Raw genomic sequence first — 23,036 nt, 5'->3', positions numbered from 1 at the left:
CGGTGCAGGTCGTGGTGGAGCCAAACCGATGCTCTCGGCAGGGATGCTGGAGAAGCTGCGTGAGCAGCGTGGCAAGGTCGAGAAAAAACGCGATCTCAGAACCACGGAGAAGAATGTACCGTCGCAGAAAAAGGTGCGTGGGGCTTTTGAAGACCATCCTGCCTACAAGTCCCTTCAGATACAGAAGGCTGCTGCGAAAATTGCGGGCGTGAAAAACCCCTTCCATCGCTCGCATGACATAGCTGCCGGAGCGGAGACCATGATAGATGGTCGAAAGCTGATCAATTTCGCATCCTATGATTATCTGGGAACCAACACTCATCCGGACGTTCATGAGGCGGTAAGACGCGCCATTCAACAGTTTGGAGTTTCCTCTTCGGCAAGCAGATTGGTCGCCGGAGAGAGGCCGTTGCATGTCGAGCTGGAGAAATCCATTGCGGAAAATTACGGCGTTGAGGCAGCCGTTTGTTTTGTAAGCGGGTATCTGACAAATCTTTCAGCCATAAGCTGCCTTATGACGCCGCAGGACCTCATCATTCATGATGAGTTCATTCACAACAGTGCGCTTACGGGCGCGCAGTTATCCGGCGCGAAGCGGTTGGTTTTCAAGCACAATGACATGGCCGATCTGGAGCGCATCCTCTCCGGTGCCGCGCAGGACTATCGAAATGTCCTCGTGATCGTCGAGGGAGTCTACTCCATGGACGGTGACATTGCCGATCTGCCGACCATATTGCGTCTTCGCGATGAATATCCTTTCTGGCTGATGGTTGATGAGGCGCATGCGCTTGGCGTGCTGGGAGCGCAGGGGCGGGGAACGTTTGAACACTTCGGTATCGACCCGACCGAAATCGACATCTGGATGGGAACGCTGTCGAAAACATCATCGAGCTGTGGTGGTTATATCGCCGGAAACGGGGCTCTGGTGGAAATTCTCAAAGGGCACGCCGGCGGTTTCGTTTACAGCGTCGGCTTAGCCCCTCCTTTGGCGGCGGCAGCGATTGGTAGCCTGGCTGTCTTGCGGCAGGAGCCTCAGCGCGTCCGTCAGATTTACCGTAACGGACAGCTGTTTCTCGATACGGCGAAGAACAGGGGACTGGATACGGGTACGAGTGCCGGCTTTTCGGTTGTTCCGGTCATTGTCGGTGATTCTCTGTGCGCTGTGGAATTGAGCAATCGCCTTTTTGAAGCGGGTATCAATGCGCTGCCCATTATTCATCCCGCCGTGCCTGAACGCCTGGCCAGAATCCGGTTCTTTCTGACGGCTGAACACACGGAAGAGCAGATCTGCCGTGCCGTTGAAACAACTGCAAAGCTTCTCGAAGAGCTTGTCGCACAAAACATCTCAGCCGCGTCCCTGAATCTGGATGAGCTGCAGCGCATCGTCGCAAATCGTTGAGGCGGGGTGGAATATGCACGCGATCATTACGGGTGGTTCGAGTGGCATCGGATTGGAGATCGCCCGACTGTGCATCCTGAATGGTTATGACGTTTCGCTCGTCGCCAGAGATGAAAATGCGCTCCGCATTGCCTGTGAAAACCTGCGGCAGATTGGACCGGGCAGGGTGAATGCGGTTTCGGCCGATGTCAGGCGGATGGATCTACTCCGCGAGGCTTTCGAACAATGCGAGCGCGGGTTCGGTGTTTGCGATCTACTGATCACGTCGGCCGGTGTCGTTGAGCCTGCTTTTTTTGAAGAACTGGTTCCTTCGCACTTTGAAATGCAGATGGACATCAATTTTTCAGGCACGGTCAATGCCGTGAGAGCGATCTACGCCGGGATGAAAGGTCGTGGCAGGGGAAACATCATGATGATTTCCTCTGCCGCCGCTTTTATTGGTATCCCGGGATATTCCGCCTATTGCGCCTCCAAAGCGGCCCTGGCCGCATTTGCCGAGAGCCTTCGCAGTGAGGTCTGTTCCGGAATCTACATCGGCATAAGTTTTCCGCCCGATACCTGCACGCCGCAGCTTCAGAATGAGCTGCCGAAGAGGCCGCCGCTCGCCAAGACATTGATGGGAAACACAAGTCCTTGGCCTGTAGAAGCCGTTGCCCGGCAGATTTTCGACGGCATCGCCCGCCGCAGGCGGGAAGTCCATTTTGGTTTAAAGCTGAAGGTTTTGGCTATGCTGGGCAGCTTCATCAAACCTGTGCTGTACTGGCAGCTGAAGCGGTCTGTTTCATTTCACGCAAGGAAATGCTGACCGGAAAATCAGTGACTATTTTCGCAATCAGGGACACCGATATGACCGAACGACATCTCTCATGGGCATTTCATTGACGCCTCAAGATCACCCATTTCTGCTGACATCGCTATGCTTTGCCGCGGCTGCTTTGGTGGTATATGCCACAGACCGTTTCGCATTGCCCGCGGAAGCGCGCAGGAAATATTCTCAGGTTCGGAGTCGTCGTCGTTTTCTTGTCGAGAACTGCGCTCGCTTGCCGGTCATCGCTCTGGTATTTGCGTTCTTTTTTGTGATTTCCTGGCGCCCGATCTATGCCGCGCATGCGGCTGCCAGCTATTTCGTTATTTTTACCGCGATTTCACGCGTCAAATTTGCGTTTATTCGCGAGCCGCTGCTGTTTTCCGACATAGCTCTGGTCCTTGACGTTTTTAAATATAAGACGATTTTCTACGCGACGAAATTCAACATCATCTTCTGGATTCTCGCGTGCCTATATGTTTTCGGCGTCTCGGCGCTGTACATGATTTTTGAGCCAACCGTGCTGCCCTCAAGGCACAAGGCATTCTGGGTCATATTCGGGTGTGTCGGTTACATCGGCCTGTTAAGTCTTCTCTTCGTCAGGCGGGTGAACCGCGTTGCCGCAAGCCTGTCGGAAGCCCTGCTCGTCACTCTTAAAGTGAGGCCAAACACGGTCCGGTTTGGAACCTTTACGTCTGTCGTTTTGCACTTCCTCGTCTGGCTCGGAAAAAATCGTGACACGTTGGTCAAAGAGATTTCTGATGGCCTGCATCGCGCGATCCACGATTTGATCGATGGCGAGCATCACGGCGCTCCCCTGGTTGTCGTCTGGCAGTCGGAATCCTTCTATGACTTGCGCAACCTGGGTGATAACCAACTTGAATTGCCAACCATCGACAGGCTGAAAAAGCGGGCTGCGCAATCGGGCAGGCTTACCAATGTGTTTGAAGGCGGTTACACGCTGCGAACGGAATTTGCCGTTCTGAGCGGCTTGAAACCCGAGGAGGTTCATGTCGACGCCTCCTACCCGTATTTGCGCGCGGGACACTACGCGGAGTTGGCATGGCCGAATAAATTGTTGCGGAACGGTTGGCACACGCAGTTCATTCACCCCTATGACCGCACGTTTTTCATGCGTCATAAAGCCTTGCCGCTTTTGGGTTTCGAACATTTGACGATGCTGGATGAGTTTGATCACCAGCCGACAACTGCCGACCCTTACGTCTCGGATCATGATCTCACACATAAAGTATTGAAAACGATAGAAGACATCGATGACGACAAGGCCACGTTTGTGTTCGTTGCATCGATGGCGAACCATGGACCGTGGGAAGCTGGTCGATGTGAAGGCTTGACTGAGCCCGTAGAGATCTATCGTGAGCTTCTGCAGCGTGCCGACGATGCCCTTGGAACTCTGGTTGCGGCGCTCGACACCTCGGAACGGCCTATCTGGCTTGCCTTTTACGGTGATCACGCACCGCTGCTCAAAAGCTACGCGGACCCGTTCCCGGACCCTCGCACAGATTACTTCGTCGTTCCGTTGGGAGCGGCAGCTCAGAATGCCGGTTCTAAAGTGCAGGTCAGGGAGGAGGCGCCCTGGAATTTGATCGAGACGATCCTGCTTCATGCGAAGTTATACAAAGAGCGATTTGCATGAACGACCGGTCCCCAGAAGCGAAGGGGAGGGTATTCCTGTTCTTGCAGGGACCGTCTTCTTCGCTGTTTTACAGGTTGGCAGGCCGTCTGGAAGATGCCGGCCACCGCTGTCTGCGCATCAATCTCAATGCAGGTGACTGGCTGTTCTGGAGACGGTCGGGGGCTATCAACTATCGCGGAACCTGGCCTGACTGGTCGGATTACATTCATGGCTTTCTGCGTGACTTCGGCGTTACCGATCTGATCCTCTTGGGCGAGGAGCGTCCCTATCATCGTGCGGCAATCGATACTGCCAAAACGCTGAATGTCGCCGTGACCGTTATCGAGATGGGGTATCTGCGACCAGATTGGGTTACCGTCGAAAAGGACGGCATGTCTTCGAACTCCAGATTCCCGAATGATCCCACCGAGATCAGGCGCGTGGCGCAGGGGCTTCCTGCGCCGGATTTTTCACGAAAGTTCAGTCAGAGCTTCTTGGCGGAGGCCTTGCTCGATCTTGCCTATAATCTTCCAAATGTGTTTCTCTCCGCCTTGTATCCCGGTTATCGCCGCCACGGCCTTTTTCATCCCATCGCCGAATATGCGGGGTGGGTCGGACGATTTTTGACGTCATCAAGGGAGCGTCGCAGGGCGGAGAAGCTCGTGGAGGCGGTTGTTCGGTCCGGCCGCGATTTCTTTATTTATCCGCTTCAGCTCGAGACGGATTATCAATTGAGATCACATTCGCCGTATTCGACGCAGAGCGAAGCGATCGAGGAGATCATCGCGTCCTTCTCACGATATGCCCCAGATGACGCTGAACTGGTCGTCAAGCTTCACCCGCTCGATAACGGCTTGATGAAGTGGCGCCATGTGGTTGCTCGAACGGCAAAGTTGAACGGTGTCCAAGCCAGGGTTCATTATGTCGATGGTGGCGACCTTCTCAGATTGACCGAGGCTAGCCGTGGTCTGGTGACAGTGAATTCAACCGCAGTATTGCATGGCCTGCGGCAGGGAATTCCGGTCAAGGTCCTCGGTTGCGCGGTATATGATGTCCAAGGTGCAACCTATCAGGGGGCACTGGATGATTTCTGGCGGACGCCTGAAAGACCGGACACGGCGCTGGTCGAGGATTTTTTTAAGCTTCTGGCCGCAGCCATTCACGTCCGGGGAAACTTTTATTCAAGGGAAGGGGCAGCCGCCGCAGCGACTGCAATCGCCGGAAGGTTGCTGCGGAACGAGATCAACGTCCCGGGAGGGGATTGTGGGTTCGTCCCACGTCGCCGCCCGGAAAAGCGACATGAAGCCAGAGAGTTGGTAGCGTTGTAACAATGGCACATGCGGCAACAAAGAAGTGGCGGCGAGTTGCTGTGTCATATTTTGTGGTCTTCATTAATCTCGTGTTGAGGTTAAAAGGTCATGGGTTTATGCAACTGTGTCGAGTGCCTGGACAGGGCGGCGTTCGCGTTGGAATACGAGCATTTCTGGGGATATTTGGTTTGCGTTTTCTGGGGAATTCGAAACTTTTTCGCAACTGCCTTATCGTCGTTTCGACAATCGGTATTGGCGGATGTGACACATTGCCAAGCGCCGGGCCCACTGCTGATGAGATAAAATCACAGGCCGGCAAGCCGGCAATGGTGAAAGGCGATTCCGTTTCCACGGTCTTCGATGTCGTCGATGTGAGCCATCGTTCGGCGCAGATGGTTGCGAACTTCTCCACGACGACACTCCACAGGCGCTTCGGTATTGGCGGGGCAGCCAAGCGCGTTGTGATTGGCGTCGGTGATCAGCTCAAGATTTCCATTTTCGAAGCCGGTGCGAACGGGCTGTTTTCAAGTTCCGAGAACAAGCAGACGGTTCTGGACGTGGTTGTGCAGCCAGACGGTACCGCGGCAATTCCCTATGTCGGCACTGTCAAGTTCGCAGGCGCCACCCTTGAAGAGGCGCGCCAGAAGATTCTCTCGGGTCTGACCAACAAGGCGATCGAGCCGGACGTTCTTGTTACCAGTGTTGGCACAAGTTCCAGAAACGTTACCGTCTCCGGTGCCGTGGGGCGCCCTTCCATGGTGCCGATGAGCCTCACAGGTGAGACTATTACCGAGGTGATCGCAAAGGCCGGTGGTCCGAGTGCTCAGCCCTATGAATCCTATGTTACCCTTGTTCGCGGGCGTGCGACCGGCAGCGCGCTCCTCAAGACGGTCATCGAAAATCCGTCTGAGAATATCTACGTCCAGCCCGGTGACCAGATATTCGTCACCAAGGATCCACGAACATTTACCGTCCTTGGAGAGGTCAGCAAGAACAGCCGGATCGAGTTCGGGGCCAACGACCTGAATATTCTGGAGGCCGTGGCCATGGCCGGAGGTGGAGCCTCCGATCGTTCCAATGCCGCCGGCTATTTTGTGTTCCGTTATGAAGAACCCGAAATCGTGGCGGATTTGCTTGGTGCGGAGCGTTTCCGGCAGCTGCGTGACAAGGGCATGAACCCGAATAATGACGGGCGTTACCCGCTGGTCTATCGCCTGGACATGACCCGCGCCGACAGCCTCATCGTGGGGCAGACGTTCCCGATCAAGAGCCGCGACGTTATCTATGTTTCCCGTCACCCCGTGGTTGATCTGGATCGCTTCCTGCAGCTCGTCGGGCGGCCGATAGGAACCGCATACCAGGTTAGAAATCTGGTTGATTAAGCTTTCTTCCGTTGCCGTTGAGTGTCATAAATACCGCAGATCGTGCCAGGAATGCGAAAGGCGCGCGACTCTTGCCCATCGCGGGCACTTTTTTCTGCGGTTTGAGTGAGATGCGGAGGTGCCGGGAGTGTATTATCTGAAGGCTCATATCCGCGTGGTTGGTGCGCTCCTGATCCGCGAGATGTCGACGCGATTTGGCAGCAAGCCCGGCGGATATGTCTGGGCAATCATTGACCCGGCCGGCCACATAGCATTCATGTCGCTGATTTTCATGGCGATAACGCATACGCCCGCTCTTGGGAAAAGCTTTGCGCTCTTTTTTGCGACGGGTTATCTCGCCTTTCAGTTCTACGCGGCGATGGCAGGTTTCCTGAACGGGGCGATCAAAGCCAACCGGACATTGCTCAGCTATCCCAACGTCGCGCCGATCGACACCATCGTCGCCCGCTATATTCTGCAGGTGGGAACGACCTCTGTCGTGTCTTTCTGCGTCCTCGGCGTGATCCTGTTGACGGTCGATCAGCCGGTATATCTCAATTGGCCCGCGATTATCGAGGCGGCTTTCGCGGCGACCGTGCTCGGCCTGGGGATCGGCATATTCAACAATGTCGCAACGTTGCGGTTTCCGCTTTACGAGCAGGTCTTCAACATCATCAACAGGCCGATGTTCCTGATTTCCGGCGTCTTTTTCCTGCCTGACGCGCTTCCCGCCCCAATCCGCGATATTGTTTTGCTCAATCCGCTGGTTCATGTCGTCATGTTGTTCCGAAAAGGGTTTTATCCAGAATACCGGGCGGACATGATGAATATGACCTATCTCTATTCCTTCGCTCTGACGATCCTGTTCATGGGTCTTCTTCTGTTCACCCGCTCAGCGTCCGTGTTGAGGAGCCGATGATCAGACTGGAACAGGCAACAAAATATGCGCGTGTCAAAGGTTTCAAGAAACCGATCATTGAGAACGCGTCGCTTGTCATAAATCGTGGCCGCAGCATTGGTTTGCTTGGCCGCAACGGCGCCGGCAAATCGACTTTACTGCAGCTGATCGCCGGCTCCCTGCAGCTGGACCGGGGGCGGATTGTCCGCAGCGGCCGCATCTCCTGGCCGCTCGGTTTCCAGGGCAGTTTCCAGCCGAGCATGTCGGGTGAACAGAATGTCCGGTTCGTGGCGCGTATCTATGGGGTCGATACCGAAGAACTGGTCGCATATGTCGAAGAATTTGCCGAATTGGGAGCCTTTTACAAAGCGCCGGTCGGCACCTATTCTTCGGGAATGAAGGCCAGGCTTGCATTTGGCGTCAGCATGGGCGTCAAGTTCGACTATTATCTGGTCGATGAAATAACAGCGGTTGGCGATGCCAACTTCAAGCAGAAGTGTCACGAGGTTTTCCAGCATCGCTTGCAGGACTCCGATGTGATAATGGTGTCTCACAGCACGGGAACGATCCGCGATTATTGCCAGAGCGGTGTCGTTCTCGAAAATGGAAAACTGACATATTTCGACGATGTCGAGGATGCGATCCGCGTTCATGACCGCAATATGAAAGGAAGTGGAAAATGAGCGACGATCAACAGCGTTCCAGCAACAAGGTGGAGAGCGCTCAGCTTCCGGCAAAACGCACCAATACCACGGTGATTGATAATCTGCTGAAGGTTGATCTGAAGGCTGAGCGTGACAACACGTCACGTCAGGCGAAAGCGTCGCCGAACAAGCGGAAGAAGCTTAAAGGCCTCAAGCTCCGCCATGCGGTGATTGGCGCCGGTTTCCTGCTCGCTGTTGCGCTTCCCACCACGGTTGCCGGATTATACATGGCATTCGTCGCGGCGGATCAATATCACAGTTCCGCGGCCTTCGCCGTGCGCAGCATCGATGGCAAGGTGAGCGGCGATATTCTTGGCATGTTCACGCAAAGCGCGGGCGGCAGCACGACCGGTGCAGATTCATATATGCTGCTCGATTATATCCGCAGCGAGCGCATGATCGAGGCCGTTTCGCAGACGATCGATCTCGAGAAGGCTTTTGCGCGTCGCGGCATGGATTTCTTTTATGCGCTTGAGCCGAATCTGCCCATCGAAGAAAAGCTTGTTTACTGGAAGGATATGGTGAAGGTCGATTATGACCATACGTCATCGATCCTCAATATCACCGTCAAGGCATTTGATCCCGAGACGGCGAAAACCATTGCTGCGGCCGTGATTATGGAAAGCGAGAGACTGATCAACGATCTGTCGCTCAATGCGCGAAACGGCGTTCTGAAGGCATCGCAGGATGAGGTTGCGCTTGCAGAAGGTCGTCTTTCCGCGGCCCGCGTGGCATTGCGCAATTTCCGGGACGTGTCGCAGGAGGCTGACCCCGTCGAAGCCGCGAAGCTTGCCGCGCAGCTCGTCGGCTCCCTGGAGCAGCAATTGACGCAACTGAAAGCGGAACTGACGGCCGCGCTGACGCGAATGGCGCCGAACTCGCCGCGCATCCGTGTCATCACCACGCAGATCGAAAGTCTGGAAAAGCAGCTGGAGCAGGAAAAACAACGTTTCGGCGGCGGCAATACGGGGGGCAATCAGTCCGGCGATGTCGCTACCCGGATTCTGCAATATGAATCTCTGGAAACGGAACGCGAATTTGCGGAAAAGGCTTATACCGCCGCGCTTGGCGGGCTGGAAAAGGCCCGGATGGATGCCAACAACCAGCAGCGATATCTCGCGACTTTCATTGAGCCGACGTTGTCGCAACTGGCGCAATATCCCTCGCGCCTCATGAATGTGGCGCTGGTGTTCCTGGGCGGTCTGTTCCTGTGGGGCGTCGTCGCCATGGCCTATTATAATATTCGCGATCGCAACTGACCGATGGATGCTTCCCTGAACAACTGGCGTAGTCCGCTTGCGGCGCGCGCGGAGGCGCTCACCCGGCCAGGTCCAGTCATCGCCTTTCACATGAAGGCGTGGAAACACCCCTTCCTGCAACAGTTTTTTCCGCACAAACAGTTTCATTTCGTACCGTTCCGGATCACGGAGCGCGATTTTCGCCGCAGGATATTGCCGCTTATGGCAGCGCCACAGAAGCCGGTAGTTCTTGTGTGGAGCAATAATCTTCCCCCCTTCGCGCTGCATGAGATCGAGCTCCTTGGCCTTCAGGTTTATTTCATGGAGGATGGCTTCATACGCTCGCTGGAAGCGCATGCGGGCTATTCGGTCCCATTCTCTTTGTCACTGGATAGCCTCCGGCCGTATTTCGACAGCCGTGGCCCCAGTGATCTGGAGCAGCTTCTTCTGCATCATGACTTTGATGGTGATCCGGCGCTGATCCAGCGTTCACGGGAGGGCATCCGGCGCATATTGCAGCAGAGGCTGACGAAGTATAACGGCCGCCTGGCGCCACCCGCCGCCCAACAGAATAGCGGCCAGAGCCATCGCCCCCGGGTCCTGGTTGTCGGCCAGGTGGAGGAGGATGCTTCCATTCTTTATGGGTGCGATCGTCCGTTTACGAATAATGACCTCGTGCGTCTGGCTGCGCAGGAAAACCCCCATGCGGATATCGTTTACAAGCCACACCCGGATGTGTTGAGCCGGATGCGCCGGGAGGTCTCGAACCCGGATGAGGTGGCGCACCTGTGCACCATCATGAAGGGGCAGGTTTCTTTGCCGGATGCGCTGGAGCATGCGGACCACATCTACACCATCACGTCTCTTGCGGGTTTTGAGGCTTTGATGCGGGGAAAGAAAGTCACGACTGTCGGCGCGCCTTTTTATGCTGGCTGGGGTTTGACGGATGACAGGCAGCCTCTGACCCGCCGTGACAGGACGCTCTCCGTGGAGGCGCTGTTTGCCGCTGCCTATATCTTGTATCCCATGTATTTTGATCCCGGCACCGGTCGCGCCTCCACGTTTGAGGAAACGATAGATAGCCTCGCAGACCCGCTGGTGAAGCCCCGCGTGTCATTGGCCGGAAGGGTGAAGTGGCAGCCTTACGGCACCTATGGGCTGCTCGGCTGGCGTCATTTGTTGACCCCCATTGTCGCCCGTATGGTGGCAAGGGTGGGAAATGAACGGGATGTCGTGCAATACCGGAGTAATCCGGCTGGGTTTTTTAGAGAGTTGTCTGATATTCGTTTCCGGATGATTGGGCGAATAATATACCCGTTAGGCAATCCCTGATCATCATGGGTGAAGTGAAATTATCACCTGACAATATCTGGCTTCTCGGCCACGTTTTTCTCCTTATTGGTTTTTATTATTTATTTCTATAGCATTACCCGGTGTCTGACGCTGTCTTTTCAGGGAGTCTCGGCTTCATTGAAACTTGGCGTGTCTGCTGGCTGAGCATAAAATCGCGCGAGGCGGGCTTTTGAAGGTAAGCCAGCAAGTTGACCCCACCTGGCGTTATAGCCTGAGCTCTCCGGCACGCCATCAAGCGCTGGAAGTCTTCGAGCGCTTTCTGATTGACGGCTGCGTTGAGATCGACTTCAACTTACGCCCGGCGAGGCATATGAGTTCGACCGGAGCCACGAGATTTTGCTGATCCAGGCCGTAATAACGACGATAAAAGTTGCCCATGTCCGCCTCTGTCATAGCCGGATGATGTTCGCGTGGGCCTATATGCGTGGGAGCCAGGAGATGGTGTTCGGTGGTCAATCGCCAGCTTTTCATTTCCCTCCAAACCTTTCTCGATTGGGAAAATGAATTGCTCAAGCGAATCGATGCGGCCCTTGGGGCTGTACCCCCACCGCGAGAAAGAAAAGGCAGTAGAGGGACGGGGAAGAAGGGAAGGCAAGGCACGAGACAACACCAAAGGCTGACGTCGCGTGCCAGCCTTTGGCGTAAACCCATCGTTGGATCGACGGCGTAACTCCGCGCCTTGTGATAATGGATTTTTTTACTTCGGGGTCCCGAACAACACTTTTCCGACCAACCTATAACGCGGGTTCTTTAGCTTTGCAAAGAAACCCGACGGGTCGGCGTTGAATTTGGTCACATCATCGGGCCGGGTGCCGATCAGCTTTACAAAAGGTCGCACCGCGAAGACCATCGGCTTACGATAAAACGGGATGGCCACGGCGCGATGGGTGGTTGTGTTGGGCGGCGGTAGAGACGTAACTATTGGCGCAGGTTTAGCGCTTGGCGATTGCTGAGGTTTTTCTACGGCTGGTGTGCTACTTACTCCGACCTCGACCAATTGGGGAGGGAGCAGTCTAGATCGGATCAACGGCAGGCCAGATTTATGCACAGACGCGAGATGAAGCTGGAGGAGTTTGGCGCTAAAATCGAGGAAACCAGAGTATTGCTCTAGGGTTAAACTGTGATTTTCGCTATTTTGGGCCAGGACGTTAGCTAACTCGTGAGAGTTGGAGTGTTCGCTTGTGAAGCCTCTACCTGAGTAGAAGGGGCGTCCAAGCAGATAGGGTTTCAGTCCTCCGTAGAAGCACGCTTCAAAAGATGCCTGCGACACGATTGTTACAAATGCATCCGTCGAATTCAGCAGCTTGGGAAGATTGGCATCTTCGCAAAACGCCACTCGTGCTTGGTACGACGGGGATTTGTGAGCCACGAAATCCATGAGGTGGTCTCTCGTGAAAGATGTTCGCAGATGAGTTTTGTTCTTTTCCCAAGGGTGGGTTTTCACCAAGATATTGAATTCTGTTTGCGAAATAATTTCATCAAGCAGAGTCTTGTAATTTGATAACGGGTTGATGTCTTCAAGGTCGCTTTCGATAAGCGAAAAATCGTTCTGAACTTGGCAAGCGATTAACAGCATCGGCCGATTTTCAGGAAATTCTGGAATTTCCGCGTGGTCGGGTTGCTTGACGTTCTTATTTTGAGCGTTGAGCAACTTGTTTTGCGCTTTATTAATTTCGTTCTGCCTGCCAGAGGGTGAGGCGGGAAGGGTAAGGTTACTGAATACGCTTTCAAATCGTATGTCTGAACCTTTTGTTATAGGAGAATACCTCTCCTCGAAATAGAATTCCGTCCCAGTCTGAAACGTTTCTACGACAAATGCACGGGGGCGACTGGCCGAGCAGATGGAAAGAAGCAGTCTCTGGTAAATTTGACTTCCGCTGAAAATAATCATCGCGCTTACAGAGCTTATTTTATGAATTTCTGCGGAGTATATTTCGCACCAAATAATTACCGCCGCCAAATTTAGTCTAAGTATGGCGGGGTTTTCTTCATATAGCTTTGAGAAAATGAAATCATCATCGTTGGGAATGGAGTGCTCATACCAGTTGGGGCAAGTCGCGAGCACAAACGATAGTATCTCAGAACGAGCAATCGTAAATGCATTCACCGTGACACCTTTGGCGCGGCCTGTCAGTGCTCTGAGTTGCTCCCTAGTCAAGACTTCCAGCGAGTGCGCTCGATCTTCCACAAGGGTAACGCCTGAATAGTCTCCGTAGCGGTTCCACAAATCTCGTCCAGAGGTTAAGGCCTTAGCTTGCACATTCGGAGTCTCTAATAGAACGGAGAACAGGGAGGAAAAGTTCTTTTGGTGAAGGTGTACGTCGTCCGAGAGAATGACATTTATGCTCATAGAGATGACACCTCTGCGTAGATTGTCGCGTAGTCGGCGATGATGCTGCTCCAAGCGCGCGCGGTGCTTTTTCGCGAAGCTGCGCCAGTTAAAAGGCGCTCTCGGAGTTCAGCGCTCTGTATGAATTGTGCAATTTTTCTTGCATCGATATCGGGATCTCGATTCAGAAATATCCCGTTCTCGTGTTCGGCAATTAAGTCGTTGGCCATCCCAACTCTTGTTGTCAAAACCGGTACGCTGGCGGCCACAGCTTCAGGAATGCACGCCGGACCTCCCTCGTGCCAACTTAACACCATTAATGCATCGATGGACGCGTAAAATTTGCTGAAGAGCCTGTATGGCAAGTGCTCAAATACTTCGACCTCAAACCCCAACTCTTGAAGAGCGTTCGCGTCAATTGATCGACCAGCTCCGATAAGTACGAAACGTGTTTGGCTTGGCGGAAGACGCTTTGCTATCTCGATTAGTAGAGCTTCCCCTTTGACCCTGCGGGCATATCTGCGCGACGCTATACCAATTGTAACTTTTTCGCCGGCAGAAGATGCGGCACGACTTGTCCTGAAGAAGCGGGGCTGGACACCGTGAGGTACTACTTTAGTTTGAGTAAAACCCCTAGAGTTCAGCCAATTTTGTTGGTCGCTATTTAGGCAAACTATGACATCTGCCTGTCTGTATTGAGCAGAAAATTTAGAGAAATGGAGCCACTCATCACTATCCTCCAGATCGTGGTGGACGGTCACAATAGAGTTCGACCGAATTTTCCTTTCGAAATTGGGGCGATGATAATGATAAACGTTGGCGTCTTCGATCGGCTCTTTGGAGACAATATGACTAAGATGCGGCGGGCTAAGTGTCGCGAAATACCCAAGGAAATCGTCAAAAATTTTACTTTTGACATCATTAGACATGACGTGGTTCACGATTAAGGTGTCGGTACCCGTATCCGGCATTGATTTGCCCCATTGGTTTAAATAACGATGACCTTCTTTGCATCGCAAAACGTCGGTTGCAAGTTCCTTTATCGATGTGGTTTCGCCTAGAGGGTGAAAATTGTTCTCAAGCAAGGTGGGGATGGCCGTGTCATATTGGGAAAATTTTGAATTTATTCACCAGCTTAAGTTGGCGCCGCTTCTTTCCGACACAAATCAAAGAGAGCCCTTCTTTGCAACTAACGAGTGCCACGAGCGAATGTTTCATGACCTTGTGATGCGCGTGATCCAGCCTACTCATTTTTATGAGATCGGCGCACATGAGGCATCCACCGCACGAAAGATAGCGAACAAGCTGCCGGATTCCAGATGCGTTGCCTTTGAGGCTGATCCGGCTGACAGATGATTTATCCACTAGTGCTTCCAAATAGACATTGCTGAGAGACGATGACATGTCCGATGCGTTTCAGCTGCGATGAGGCAATTCCGTTGTTGCAAGCCTGAGTTCTGGTGGTGTTTGGTCGCCTCTCGTCTCGAGCCCAAAGCGCTGCGGTAGATCTGACTACTATCAATGGCGGCACCATTGGCGATATTCTGATCCTATCTGGCGCTGCCAGCGGCGGAGTTAATATCGTCACCTTGAAAGACGGGGGTGGGAATCTGCGGCTTAATGGTGACTTCGCCCTCATGCATACTCACGATCGCATCATGCTTGATTTCGACGGTACGAATTGGTGCGAGGTTTCGCGGTCAGACAACACGGTTTAGAATTAGACGACGGTGGATAAAGGCTGATAATTGATATAGGGGCGGAGCATAGAGCGTTCGCTTGCTAAGATAATGGACCGTCCATCAGACTCGAAACGCTTAGATGCCGAGACGACATTTTGAATCTGGACGCTGAGAAATGGGTCCACTGGCTGAGCATTCCGCTCACTATAAAAGCGGGGTTGGCCAAAATAGTTTAAATCAACACCAACCAAGACAAGCCGTTTTATGCCAGTGAACCAAGCCATCTGTATCCCTAAAGAAATGGAGGTGCACCAGAAATAAAACCCGCGAGACATGTCGGTTGAGAAGCCGTTTTTGCCAATAGTGCGGACGTAGAGGGTTTTGTGCTTCCCGGGGGAATCGAATGGCCTGATGACGTCGCGAATTAATCTTGTTGTGTCTTTGTGAACGCGTGTCGTGCCGAGAGGCCGCAAATCCTGATCTGCGAGGAAGCGAGAATCTGTGGTGCAAAAATAGGTCGGGGACAGGTCGAACTTTTCTTGTAGGAGAGTTGCGCCGTTCACCGTCATAATTACGTTATCACGCAACAGGGAGAGGTCCTCTGAGGCGACGGATGGGCCGCTTGCCAACAGGAAAGCCGTCTCTCCCTTGAACAAATCCTTATGAGAGAACAATTCATCATCACATGTCATTGTAGACGCGCTCATAGATCGACACTAGATTCTTTGGGTTCAGTCTCTGAATTGCGTATTCACGCGATGCGTTTTGGGTCCGGCTAAGATGCTCTCTATCGTTCAAGAGCAGATTTAAATCATCCCGGATTGAGCGCTCGCTTGAAATAATAAACGGAGGGTGCTCACCTGCCCACCCTGCAATCGTCTGCATTGTCGCAAAGTCCGCGCCATTTATAACGGCGTTTCCTGCATGAAGACCTTCTAGTGATATTTGGTGAAATGCGCCTGTGCTTATTTCATCAATGGAAATATGGCAGGCTTGCCTGAAGCGATAGAGGACGTGTGACGGGCACGGTGCACTTAGGCGCACTATCTCCACGTCAGGGCGGCGGGAGACTTCATCAATCGCCGCATCAAGTTCAAGGGAGCCCTTCCCGTTCCAACGGCCCCCTCGCTTTTGAACCGGGGCGTACAGAATACGAATTCGGTTGTCGGAAGGAGGGAACGGCGTGGGAGGTAATTCCGGCACTATATTTGGTACCGGAATGGCGTGGGGATAGAACCTCGGGTGGGCTTGAGCAGCCGTTAAAATAGCTGTGATCCGCTGTTGCATGTCTCCTGAACGGGGAGCGTAGAGCGGTCCCTCACGAGTCGGCGAATGGAGATGATAGATCACAGGAATCCCTAAATCCATCTCCCTGATGCGTGCTGCCAGAGGCGCGCTGATTTGGTTGTGGATGTGAATAATGGCGGCGCCCCGTAAGGCTTCATCCAGCAGTCTATCTTCCAAGCCTGCAGTTGTTTTCAGATAGACGGCGCCACCGCCAAAGATGCCGGCCTGAGCGTCTTTGTAGTCAGCCTCAATGAAGCAGATGGAGGAATAACAAGAGTGGCGATCCAGCGCATCCGAAAGGCGCCCAGGCGCCCCAGCTAGCGGAGTTCTGGATAAATGGACGATCAATCTTCTATTCATACAACACCTTAACGCGAGCGCCGTCTGCAAAAACTGTTCTGATGAACCACGACCTGCCGTTGACCGTTTCTAGGTTTGCGGCAAGGTTTCGATACCTATTGAAATACTCCTCTGAGAGCGCGATGCGAGCCGTGACGGAAGCGAGATCGGTAGCGAACTCCGCGAACGTGGTTTTTACGGTGGGTGTCTCAGATGAACCGCAGTTTAACCAAAGAACTACGTCTGTGATGGAGGTGTCGACGGTGTCGAATTCCGGAAGCCGTTCCCAGCAATTATACGCTGGCAACAAAACATTGAACTCCTTCGGATACAGATCTGTAATTTCTGCCTCAATAGCTCGGTAAATACCCTCTGCGCTATTTGCGGTCTTAAAGCGCCGACCAGTCTTCATCAAAATTTCATCGACATCGTGATGGGCGGTGATGATGCTGTTAGCGTAGGAGAGAGTTTGATGATTCCCACCGTAATGTAGATCATCTGTTACTACAGCGACTAGTTTAATCCTTGAGTCCGAATCTCTCAAGCTGAGGGCAAATTGTTGCGTTGGGTTTACCACCAAAACGAAACCGAAATTCGCCAAAGCCTGCTTAGTGACATGCCTCATGCGTTCTATTGTTCTAATTCTATCATCGACTGTGGCGCCTGTGAGCGGGACGGATGATTCATCGATAATAATGCGATAAACATTCTTCGCGCCCAATATAGCCGATTTCTCATTTGCAATTCGAGTGTAAAGAGATTGCTCGGCTGGAGTAAGCGGGACGCTCCGCTCTACGAGAATTATGTTGCGCCACCACTCAGCAGAGATTGGCAACTCTGCAAACTTGATGGCATCAGACTTCCAAATATTTACCGTCGCGAGGACATTATCTGTTGGCGTCAACGAACGGGGCGTGGGTATCCATGAACTTGGCTCGTCAACTAGATCAAGCATGGTTTTCTCCAGTAGGTGTGAACTGCAATAGTTCGTTGTCGCGACGAACGAAGAGGCAGTCCAGGTTATTCGGTCTACCCCCGAAGGAGTTAAGGATATCAATAAGCTCAAATCCGTATTCGGCTAGATGGCGAATTACCTCGGAGAAATAGTAGCCGTCAGAGTAAATTCTTTTGATTGATATCTCTGCTATGAAGAATTCAACGTGTTCAGCTATACCGGAGCAGCCTTTGATCACCTCGACCTCGAAGCCTTCGGTGTCTATTTTTATTCCGAATGGCGGGGTGAAATCTTTGAGAACGGCATCCAGGCGGATAACCGGGACTCTACGTGTATGATGGGGGAGTTGCTGGCGCTCGCGAAAAGAACTGTGCCCTGAAACGGGCATGACGTTGATGGTGAGTTCACCCTCTTCGCTGCCTGCGCCTGCGGGAATCAGATGGAAATCAAAGTCCGGATATCTTTCCTTCGTCTTCAATAGAATATCTTCCAGAGGCTCGATAAGGACAATCTTTTTGTCCTTAAAGGCATTCCAGAGATTGGGGGTGCCGTCATTCACCCCTACATCCACTATCGTCTTTGAGGCAAAGTTGAAGGACTTCAAGTAGGTAGAGGTAAATTTTTCTCTATACGCGACAATCCCGTATCGTCCGAGCGCAGTCACCAACTCCCGGAAGGCGTCGCCAACTACTCCGGTAGGATGACGCATAATCTCATCAATAGCATCTGTTATGCTGCGATCATTCTCATTCGACATGAGATTGGGCACTCCCCTTCGATAACCCATAGGTCAAAGACGAAAACAGGCTGAATTTACAATCCTAACGCTAGTCGCATGTCGAAAGGAGAGTTGCAACCTACTTTTGAGTGCTTGCGCTGGCAGGATAAGAAGAATGGTGACCGGAGCTGTCGCCCAGATGCATTCGACGACCGTTAACGCGTGCGTCCAACGGGGAAAAGGCTGAATATCATTATACCGAGCATCAAACCTATTGTTGCCCATTCGCATATGTATGCGAGATCAAGACCGTTTGAGGCGCGGGCACCAAAAAAGCCGGTTCTGAAAATCATAACAATATGTGCGATTGGGTTGTATAAAAGGACTTCTCTAATTGGATGTGGCATTTCACCAGGTAGATAAAAAACGCCGGACAGCAAGAAGAGCGGTTTCATGGCAATATCGAATAGCTTCTCATAAAGTGGATACTTCTCGTAAAGAACAATGTTCGCCATTGCTACGCCTAATGCGAGCGTCCAAGCGAGGCATACGGACATAAACAGAAATCCCCACTGTATGTCGTGTGGGTGTTTTTCGCTCATTCGAGTCAAAAACAATATGACTACAGCCACGAAAACCGATGTGATGGATTGCAACATCAATCTGCCAATAACTGGATCGATAGGCCCCACCACCGGGTACTGAAGAAGCGATTTGTTGGCTCTTATAGCTGACGATAAATACCCGACCATCCCAGCATAAAAACTGTAACCGATGTAACCTGTGGCGAAAAAGAAAGAAAAATTCTCACCGAGAGCTGGGGTGCGCGCTAGCGTACCGAAGATTACGCTCATCATGGCAATGTAGCTGGCGGGTTCGATAAACGCCCAGAGATAACCTCCGGGGCCTTTGTATCTGGTTGCAATTTCTCGGATAACAAACGCCGTGACAACGCGGCAATGGGCTGCAAAGTAATTCATGATGTTTGAACTCGCGAGAGCCGAATAGCCCTAGGCTGCGGGCCTCATCGCTGTAAACAGCAATCACAATCCGCCGTAAGGTTGAATCCGAAAATTTGTATCTGACAGGAGGTCAGATTCTCTTCTGGGGAATCTGACCTCACTAGTCGCGGCCTGTTTCAGGGGACCCGCGACGGCCCCTCTTAACCCTGCTGGCCCGTGTCAGCAATCCTAAAATTCACCCACAATCAGGACATAACAAAAGAGGTCCGTCGCCCGCAATATGGCGACAGGGCCTCATGCCGCGTGCCTGTTTCAGGGCCGCGATTGTTGGTAGGCACGCTCAAACTTTTTGACGAGGACTGCGTAGATCGTTCAACATCGACTGCGTTAAGGCTCTTGCGATATCGCGCTCAAACTCGTTGGGTGCATAGCTGGGCGTGCTCGTATATTTCAAGCCAGACACTAGCGCTGCTTGGACGAAACTGTTGAAGGCGGCTTCATCATTCACCTCTCCTTTGAGCGCCTGCGTACAAGAGATGATCGCTTCTTTGTAGGCAAAGTCGCGAGATCCTGGCCACTGATCAATAAGATATGAGGCAGCCCGGCGCGTTGTAGAGATGCGCGCGTAGGTTTTGCTTCTGCCACCCAGCTCGATCGTAACGGTGTTGTCCCACGATCCAGACTTCATTTCTGCCCTTCGTTTCTTATGGGGCAGCATTAATGCCGCACGCTTGTGTGTGGCTTGTTCTAATCATCAGGAGGTGGCATGAAAGATGTTGCTCCCAGCATTGAGAGAACGGATTTCTGAGATGCAGATAATCGTGGGACAGTCACGTTTTGCGCCATTTGGCTTATCTTTCACGGGTTTTGACGAACTCAAGGAAGGAGTGCAAACCGTGACTGCCCGTTATGATTATCACATCGGCGTGGATTACCACAAAAGCTACAGCCACCTGGTCGTGCAGGATTCTGCCGGGAAGATGTTACGATCCGGGCGGGTGAAAAACGACCGGCAAGCGCTGGGTTCGTTTCTGGAGCGGTATCGGAACAATAGCCATGCTGTGATGGAAGCTACCCGCAACTGGATGGTGATGTACGACTGGCTCGACGACATTTGTGAAGATGTCGTTCTCGCCCACCCGTTGAAGGTCAAGGCGATCGCCGACGCCAAGATCAAGACCGACAAGATCGACGCGACGGTGCTGGCACATCTACTCAGAGCCGATCTGGTGCCGCAAGCCTGGGCTCCTGGAGACAGGGTGCGGGAGTTGCGCCTCACCCTTCGGGAGCGGATGTTCTATGTGCGGCTGCGCACGATGACCAAGAACCGGGTCGTAACCGTGTTTGACCGCTACCCGGAGCAGACGGCACAGTTGAAGAAGCTGGGCGATCTGTTCGGCAAGACAGGGCGCCAACAACTGGTTGGGCTGAATGTGTCGGAGATCGATCGCATCCAGATCGATCGTGGACTTGAGTTCATCGGCGACATCAATGAGCGGATCAAACAGTCTGAAGCGACGATCCGGGCGATGACGAAGACCAATGGCAATGTGAAGCTTTTGAAGACCATCCCCGGTATCGGGAAGTTCTTCGCCAGGCTGATCGACGCCGAGATCGACGACATCAGCCGCTTCCGCAATCCGAAGAAGCTGGCCGCCTATGCCGGACTTGTGCCCTCGACTTATTCGTCGGGCGGCAAGACTTACCACGGCAAGATCATCAGGCAGGGCAACAAGTGGTTGCGCTGGGCTTTTGTCGAGGCCGTTCAGCCGGCCATCGCCACGGACCCACAGCTGCGCGCCCAGTACGAACATCTGAAGTTCAGAGGAGTGAACAAGGCGCGCGTCGCGATCGCGCGCAAGCTTTTGGCGATCACCTTCCAGATCCTGCGTGACCAGCGCCCGTACGAGAAGCGCAGCGACAACAGTGTGGAAGGTTCATCGTCGACGAAATCCCGGCTGTCCTGATGGTGTTCTAGCGAGCCCGGCAGGTCTGGGCTGCGCTCTTTCAGGAGAATGGGAAGCCGGGAACCGAACGCCACTCTGTGACCGAAGCCGACAAGCAGGCCGGCGTTAGGGTCACGAATTGGAGAATGGTTCAGCACCGCAGGACGGCATAGGCCCCGTCCTGCGAACGAAGAAGATTTAGCCGATCGGCAGAAATGCCGGTCTCAACACCACCGAACCCAAGGAAATGCCACGCAAACCTTGCGTTTTGCCCCTTGAGTTCTTTCATTGGAGAAAGACCATGGCTCGGGAAACGCTTTCCGTCGCTCTCGACCTTATGTTTGGTCATGAGGGCGGCTACGTGAATGCAAAGACGGATCGGGGCGGCCCGATCAGTATGGTATTACCCATAAGACCCTCGCTGCTTGTTGCGGTGTTGCCTTTGTCATTGCCGAATAGGTCGAGCCTGGGTCGTTAATGCCCTGTTAAGTTGTTGGGCGTTTTTGCCCTGAAACGCTCCAAAGTGTGTTGCTTCGGCAACATGAGCAATTTCATAAAATACGCATCTACCATTTTTTTGACCCTGTAGGTTGATCGACGCCAGCGATGGTTGTCTAAAGCCAATATTAAGGCGCGGGTGGGCGTCGCGTTCCCACTCTTTAATGAAACTAGCAATGGAGTTCCCGAATGAACATCAAGAGCCTTCTGATTGGTTCCGCTGCAGCTCTCGCAGCAGTATCCGGCGCACAGGCCGCTGACGCTATCGTCGCTGCCGAGCCAGAGCCCCTGGAGTACGTTCGCGTTTGCGATGCTTTCGGCACCGGCTTCTTCTACATTCCCGGCACCGAAACCTGCCTGAAGTTCGGCGGTTACATCCGCTTCCAGACCGACTTCGGTCGCGACCGCTCCGGCACGTCTGACTGGAACTCCTTCACGCGCGCTCAGTTCGAGGTTGACACCCGCACCGACACCGAACTCGGTGCTCTGCGTGGCTTCATCGGCTTCCGTGGCAACGCTGACAACGGCTCGTCCTCTTCGTCTGGCGTTCACGTTGATCAGGCTTTCATCGAGCTTGGTGGTCTGAGGGTCGGTAAGTTCTACAGCGAGTGGGATAACGACCTCAACGGTGAAACGGACATCCTGTCCACGAATGCCCTGTTCAACTCGATTGCCTATACCTATGATACGGGCTCGTTCAAGGCGACCCTCTCTGTTGATGAGCTGGAAGGCACGTTGACCTCCAAGGACAACAATGTCGGCATCACAGCTGTAGTTGGCGCGAACGTTGGCGCATTCGCGGCAACCATCGTTGGCTCTTATGATACAGACCTCGAAGAAGGTGCAATCCGCGCTATTGTTTTCGCTGATGTAGGTCCTGGCACGCTTGGCCTCGCCGGTGTTTGGGCTTCCGGAGCGAACGCATACTACGCGGAATCGGAATGGGCAGTTGCCGCAGAATATGCGATCAAAGCAACCGACCGTCTCACGATCACGCCTGCTTTCCAGTATCTCGGCAATGTTGCCCCGAATTTTGTGGGTAACCTGAACGCCGACTGGACCAACAATGACGCCTGGACTGCTGGTCTGACGGTTGATTACAAGATCACCGACGGTCTTACGACGAAGATCACTGCGAATTATTACGATGAAGACAATAGCGACGATCAGGTTACCGGCTTTGTTCGTCTGCAGCGCACGTTCTAAGCCTCTAGCACCACATTTCTGAGAATATGAAACCCGGCTGCAAAGCCGGGTTTTTTGATGGGTGGTTTAATTTCAGCATGGCTAATCACAATCGGAATTCTCCACATATTTTATGTAGACCCAGGATTGTGTTGTTGTTATCTTTTCATTTCACGTAACCAGATCAGAAGGTTATGTGTTGGACGAATCGACGAAAGTGGGACGTCGTACGATTGACCTCCGGCATACCCTCCGACCTCGTGGTCGGAGGGCGCTCTTTAAAGGATGCCTGGAGCTTGTGCTGCCGTAGATAGGAAGCTCCCGCCAAACTGTAAGCCCCATCGTCAAATATGAGTACGGATGCATCGCACCACCGGAAACGTTTGGTTGATGTGTTATTGAAGCAAGACGGTTTTGCTTCTGAGAAGATC

19 protein-coding genes and 1 pseudogene are annotated in these 23,036 nt (G+C 53.0%); 12 read left to right on the top strand and 8 right to left on the bottom strand.

Translation table 11 applies throughout. The annotated features are described in order from the left end of the window. Window positions 1-28 precede the first annotated feature (28 nt). From N434_RS23630 to N434_RS23585, 10 genes and pseudogenes are all read left to right on the top strand, one after another. The gene (locus N434_RS23630; protein WP_110760536.1) at window positions 29-1,399 is read left to right on the top strand and encodes an aminotransferase class I/II-fold pyridoxal phosphate-dependent enzyme; all 1,371 of its coding nucleotides are present in this window, start codon (window positions 29-31) and stop codon (window positions 1,397-1,399) included. A gap of 13 nt (window positions 1,400-1,412) precedes the next feature. Further along, the gene (locus tag N434_RS23625) at window positions 1,413-2,204 is read left to right on the top strand and encodes an SDR family NAD(P)-dependent oxidoreductase (protein WP_110760535.1); all 792 of its coding nucleotides are present in this window, start codon (window positions 1,413-1,415) and stop codon (window positions 2,202-2,204) included. A gap of 61 nt (window positions 2,205-2,265) precedes the next feature. Further along, on the top strand, window positions 2,266-3,861 hold the full coding sequence (locus tag N434_RS23620; protein ID WP_110760534.1) for an LTA synthase family protein: 1,596 nt from the start codon (window positions 2,266-2,268) through the stop codon (window positions 3,859-3,861). Beyond that, window positions 3,858-5,168, top strand: coding sequence for a capsule polysaccharide biogenesis protein (locus tag N434_RS23615; protein ID WP_110760533.1), 1,311 nt, complete (start codon window positions 3,858-3,860; stop codon window positions 5,166-5,168). The genes N434_RS23620 and N434_RS23615 overlap by 4 nt, the downstream gene beginning before the upstream one ends. A gap of 2 nt (window positions 5,169-5,170) precedes the next feature. Beyond that, entirely contained in the window at window positions 5,171-6,532 is a 1,362-nt protein-coding gene (locus N434_RS23610) for a polysaccharide biosynthesis/export family protein (RefSeq protein WP_502695784.1), read from the top strand. A gap of 127 nt (window positions 6,533-6,659) precedes the next feature. Beyond that, complete coding sequence (locus tag N434_RS23605; protein WP_110760531.1) at window positions 6,660-7,430, top strand: ABC transporter permease; 771 nt, start codon at window positions 6,660-6,662, stop codon at window positions 7,428-7,430. Next, entirely contained in the window at window positions 7,427-8,092 is a 666-nt protein-coding gene (locus N434_RS23600; RefSeq protein ID WP_065116773.1) for an ABC transporter ATP-binding protein, read from the top strand. Before N434_RS23605 ends, N434_RS23600 begins: the two co-directional genes overlap by 4 nt. Then, a complete protein-coding gene (locus N434_RS23595; RefSeq protein ID WP_110760530.1) occupies window positions 8,089-9,372 on the top strand; it encodes a KpsE/RkpR family capsule polysaccharide export protein in 1,284 nt (427 codons plus the stop codon). Before N434_RS23600 ends, N434_RS23595 begins: the two co-directional genes overlap by 4 nt. Window positions 9,373-9,375: 3 nt before the next feature. Next, entirely contained in the window at window positions 9,376-10,683 is a 1,308-nt protein-coding gene (locus N434_RS23590; RefSeq protein ID WP_286172387.1) for a capsular polysaccharide export protein, LipB/KpsS family, read from the top strand. 306 nt (window positions 10,684-10,989) lie between these two features. Next, window positions 10,990-11,178: pseudogene (locus N434_RS23585) on the top strand (IS21 family transposase); the annotation flags it as partial. Window positions 11,179-11,401: 223 nt separating this feature from the next. On the opposite strand, the gene N434_RS23580 reads toward N434_RS23585, so the two are convergent. From N434_RS23580 to N434_RS23535, 8 genes are all read right to left on the bottom strand, one after another. Further along, window positions 11,402-13,054 (bottom strand): capsular polysaccharide export protein, LipB/KpsS family, encoded by a 1,653-nt coding sequence (locus N434_RS23580; protein ID WP_110760529.1) that lies wholly within the window; start codon window positions 13,052-13,054, stop codon window positions 11,402-11,404. Further along, a complete protein-coding gene (locus tag N434_RS23575) occupies window positions 13,051-14,118 on the bottom strand; it encodes a glycosyltransferase family 4 protein (protein ID WP_146227702.1) in 1,068 nt (355 codons plus the stop codon). The genes N434_RS23580 and N434_RS23575 overlap by 4 nt, the downstream gene beginning before the upstream one ends. Before the next feature lie 635 nt (window positions 14,119-14,753). Next, window positions 14,754-15,407, bottom strand: a complete 654-nt coding sequence (locus tag N434_RS23560) for a hypothetical protein (protein WP_110760525.1) — start codon at window positions 15,405-15,407, stop codon at window positions 14,754-14,756. Beyond that, window positions 15,397-16,350: a glycosyltransferase family protein gene (locus N434_RS23555; protein WP_181424056.1), complete on the bottom strand. Its 954-nt coding sequence runs from the start codon at window positions 16,348-16,350 to the stop codon at window positions 15,397-15,399. Before N434_RS23555 ends, N434_RS23560 begins: the two co-directional genes overlap by 11 nt. Window positions 16,351-16,354: 4 nt before the next feature. After that, a complete protein-coding gene (locus N434_RS23550) occupies window positions 16,355-17,296 on the bottom strand; it encodes a hypothetical protein (RefSeq protein WP_110760523.1) in 942 nt (313 codons plus the stop codon). Further along, complete coding sequence (locus N434_RS23545) at window positions 17,289-18,053, bottom strand: FkbM family methyltransferase (protein WP_181424055.1); 765 nt, start codon at window positions 18,051-18,053, stop codon at window positions 17,289-17,291. Before N434_RS23545 ends, N434_RS23550 begins: the two co-directional genes overlap by 8 nt. 176 nt (window positions 18,054-18,229) lie before the next feature. Beyond that, window positions 18,230-18,994 carry an ABC transporter permease gene (locus N434_RS23540; protein WP_110760521.1) on the bottom strand — a complete coding sequence of 255 codons (765 nt, stop codon included), beginning with the start codon at window positions 18,992-18,994 and terminating at the stop codon, window positions 18,230-18,232. Window positions 18,995-19,316: 322 nt separating this feature from the next. Continuing rightward, entirely contained in the window at window positions 19,317-19,664 is a 348-nt protein-coding gene (locus N434_RS23535; protein ID WP_181424054.1) for a DUF982 domain-containing protein, read from the bottom strand. Window positions 19,665-19,872: 208 nt separating this feature from the next. Between N434_RS23535 and N434_RS23530 the strand changes: the two genes are divergently transcribed. Together N434_RS23530 and N434_RS23520 are read left to right on the top strand one after the other, a co-directional pair. Further along, on the top strand, window positions 19,873-20,943 hold the full coding sequence (locus N434_RS23530; protein ID WP_110760550.1) for an IS110 family RNA-guided transposase: 1,071 nt from the start codon (window positions 19,873-19,875) through the stop codon (window positions 20,941-20,943). 666 nt (window positions 20,944-21,609) lie between these two features. Beyond that, complete coding sequence (locus tag N434_RS23520; RefSeq protein WP_110760519.1) at window positions 21,610-22,626, top strand: porin; 1,017 nt, start codon at window positions 21,610-21,612, stop codon at window positions 22,624-22,626. Window positions 22,627-23,036: the final 410 nt, after the last annotated feature.

This window comes from Rhizobium sp. UGM030330-04, from assembly GCF_003208455.1.
In the GTDB taxonomy this organism is placed as follows: domain Bacteria; phylum Pseudomonadota; class Alphaproteobacteria; order Rhizobiales; family Rhizobiaceae; genus Agrobacterium; species Agrobacterium rhizogenes_A.
Note: the sequence above shows the minus strand (reverse complement) of the source record. Positions and strands in the feature narration are given on the sequence as shown.

What these genes read in the sequence shown, in the direction of transcription:
- N434_RS23595 (WP_110760530.1), top strand. Translation starts at nt 8,089, where the DNA reads ATGAGCGACGATCAACAGCGTTCCAGCAACAAGGTGGAGAGCGCTCAG.
- N434_RS23620 (WP_110760534.1), top strand. Translation starts at nt 2,266, where the DNA reads ATGGGCATTTCATTGACGCCTCAAGATCACCCATTTCTGCTGACATCG.
- N434_RS23520 (WP_110760519.1), top strand. Translation starts at nt 21,610, where the DNA reads ATGAACATCAAGAGCCTTCTGATTGGTTCCGCTGCAGCTCTCGCAGCA.
- N434_RS23625 (WP_110760535.1), top strand. Translation starts at nt 1,413, where the DNA reads ATGCACGCGATCATTACGGGTGGTTCGAGTGGCATCGGATTGGAGATC.
- N434_RS23630 (WP_110760536.1), top strand. Translation starts at nt 29, where the DNA reads ATGCTCTCGGCAGGGATGCTGGAGAAGCTGCGTGAGCAGCGTGGCAAG.
- N434_RS23545 (WP_181424055.1), bottom strand. Translation starts at nt 18,053, where the DNA reads ATGTCGAATGAGAATGATCGCAGCATAACAGATGCTATTGATGAGATT.
- N434_RS23540 (WP_110760521.1), bottom strand. Translation starts at nt 18,994, where the DNA reads ATGAATTACTTTGCAGCCCATTGCCGCGTTGTCACGGCGTTTGTTATC.
- N434_RS23600 (WP_065116773.1), top strand. Translation starts at nt 7,427, where the DNA reads ATGATCAGACTGGAACAGGCAACAAAATATGCGCGTGTCAAAGGTTTC.
- N434_RS23535 (WP_181424054.1), bottom strand. Translation starts at nt 19,664, where the DNA reads ATGAAGTCTGGATCGTGGGACAACACCGTTACGATCGAGCTGGGTGGC.
- N434_RS23550 (WP_110760523.1), bottom strand. Translation starts at nt 17,296, where the DNA reads ATGCTTGATCTAGTTGACGAGCCAAGTTCATGGATACCCACGCCCCGT.
- N434_RS23590 (WP_286172387.1), top strand. Translation starts at nt 9,376, where the DNA reads ATGGATGCTTCCCTGAACAACTGGCGTAGTCCGCTTGCGGCGCGCGCG.
- N434_RS23615 (WP_110760533.1), top strand. Translation starts at nt 3,858, where the DNA reads ATGAACGACCGGTCCCCAGAAGCGAAGGGGAGGGTATTCCTGTTCTTG.
- N434_RS23610 (WP_502695784.1), top strand. Translation starts at nt 5,171, where the DNA reads ATGGCACATGCGGCAACAAAGAAGTGGCGGCGAGTTGCTGTGTCATAT.
- N434_RS23560 (WP_110760525.1), bottom strand. Translation starts at nt 15,407, where the DNA reads ATGACATGTGATGATGAATTGTTCTCTCATAAGGATTTGTTCAAGGGA.
- N434_RS23580 (WP_110760529.1), bottom strand. Translation starts at nt 13,054, where the DNA reads ATGAGCATAAATGTCATTCTCTCGGACGACGTACACCTTCACCAAAAG.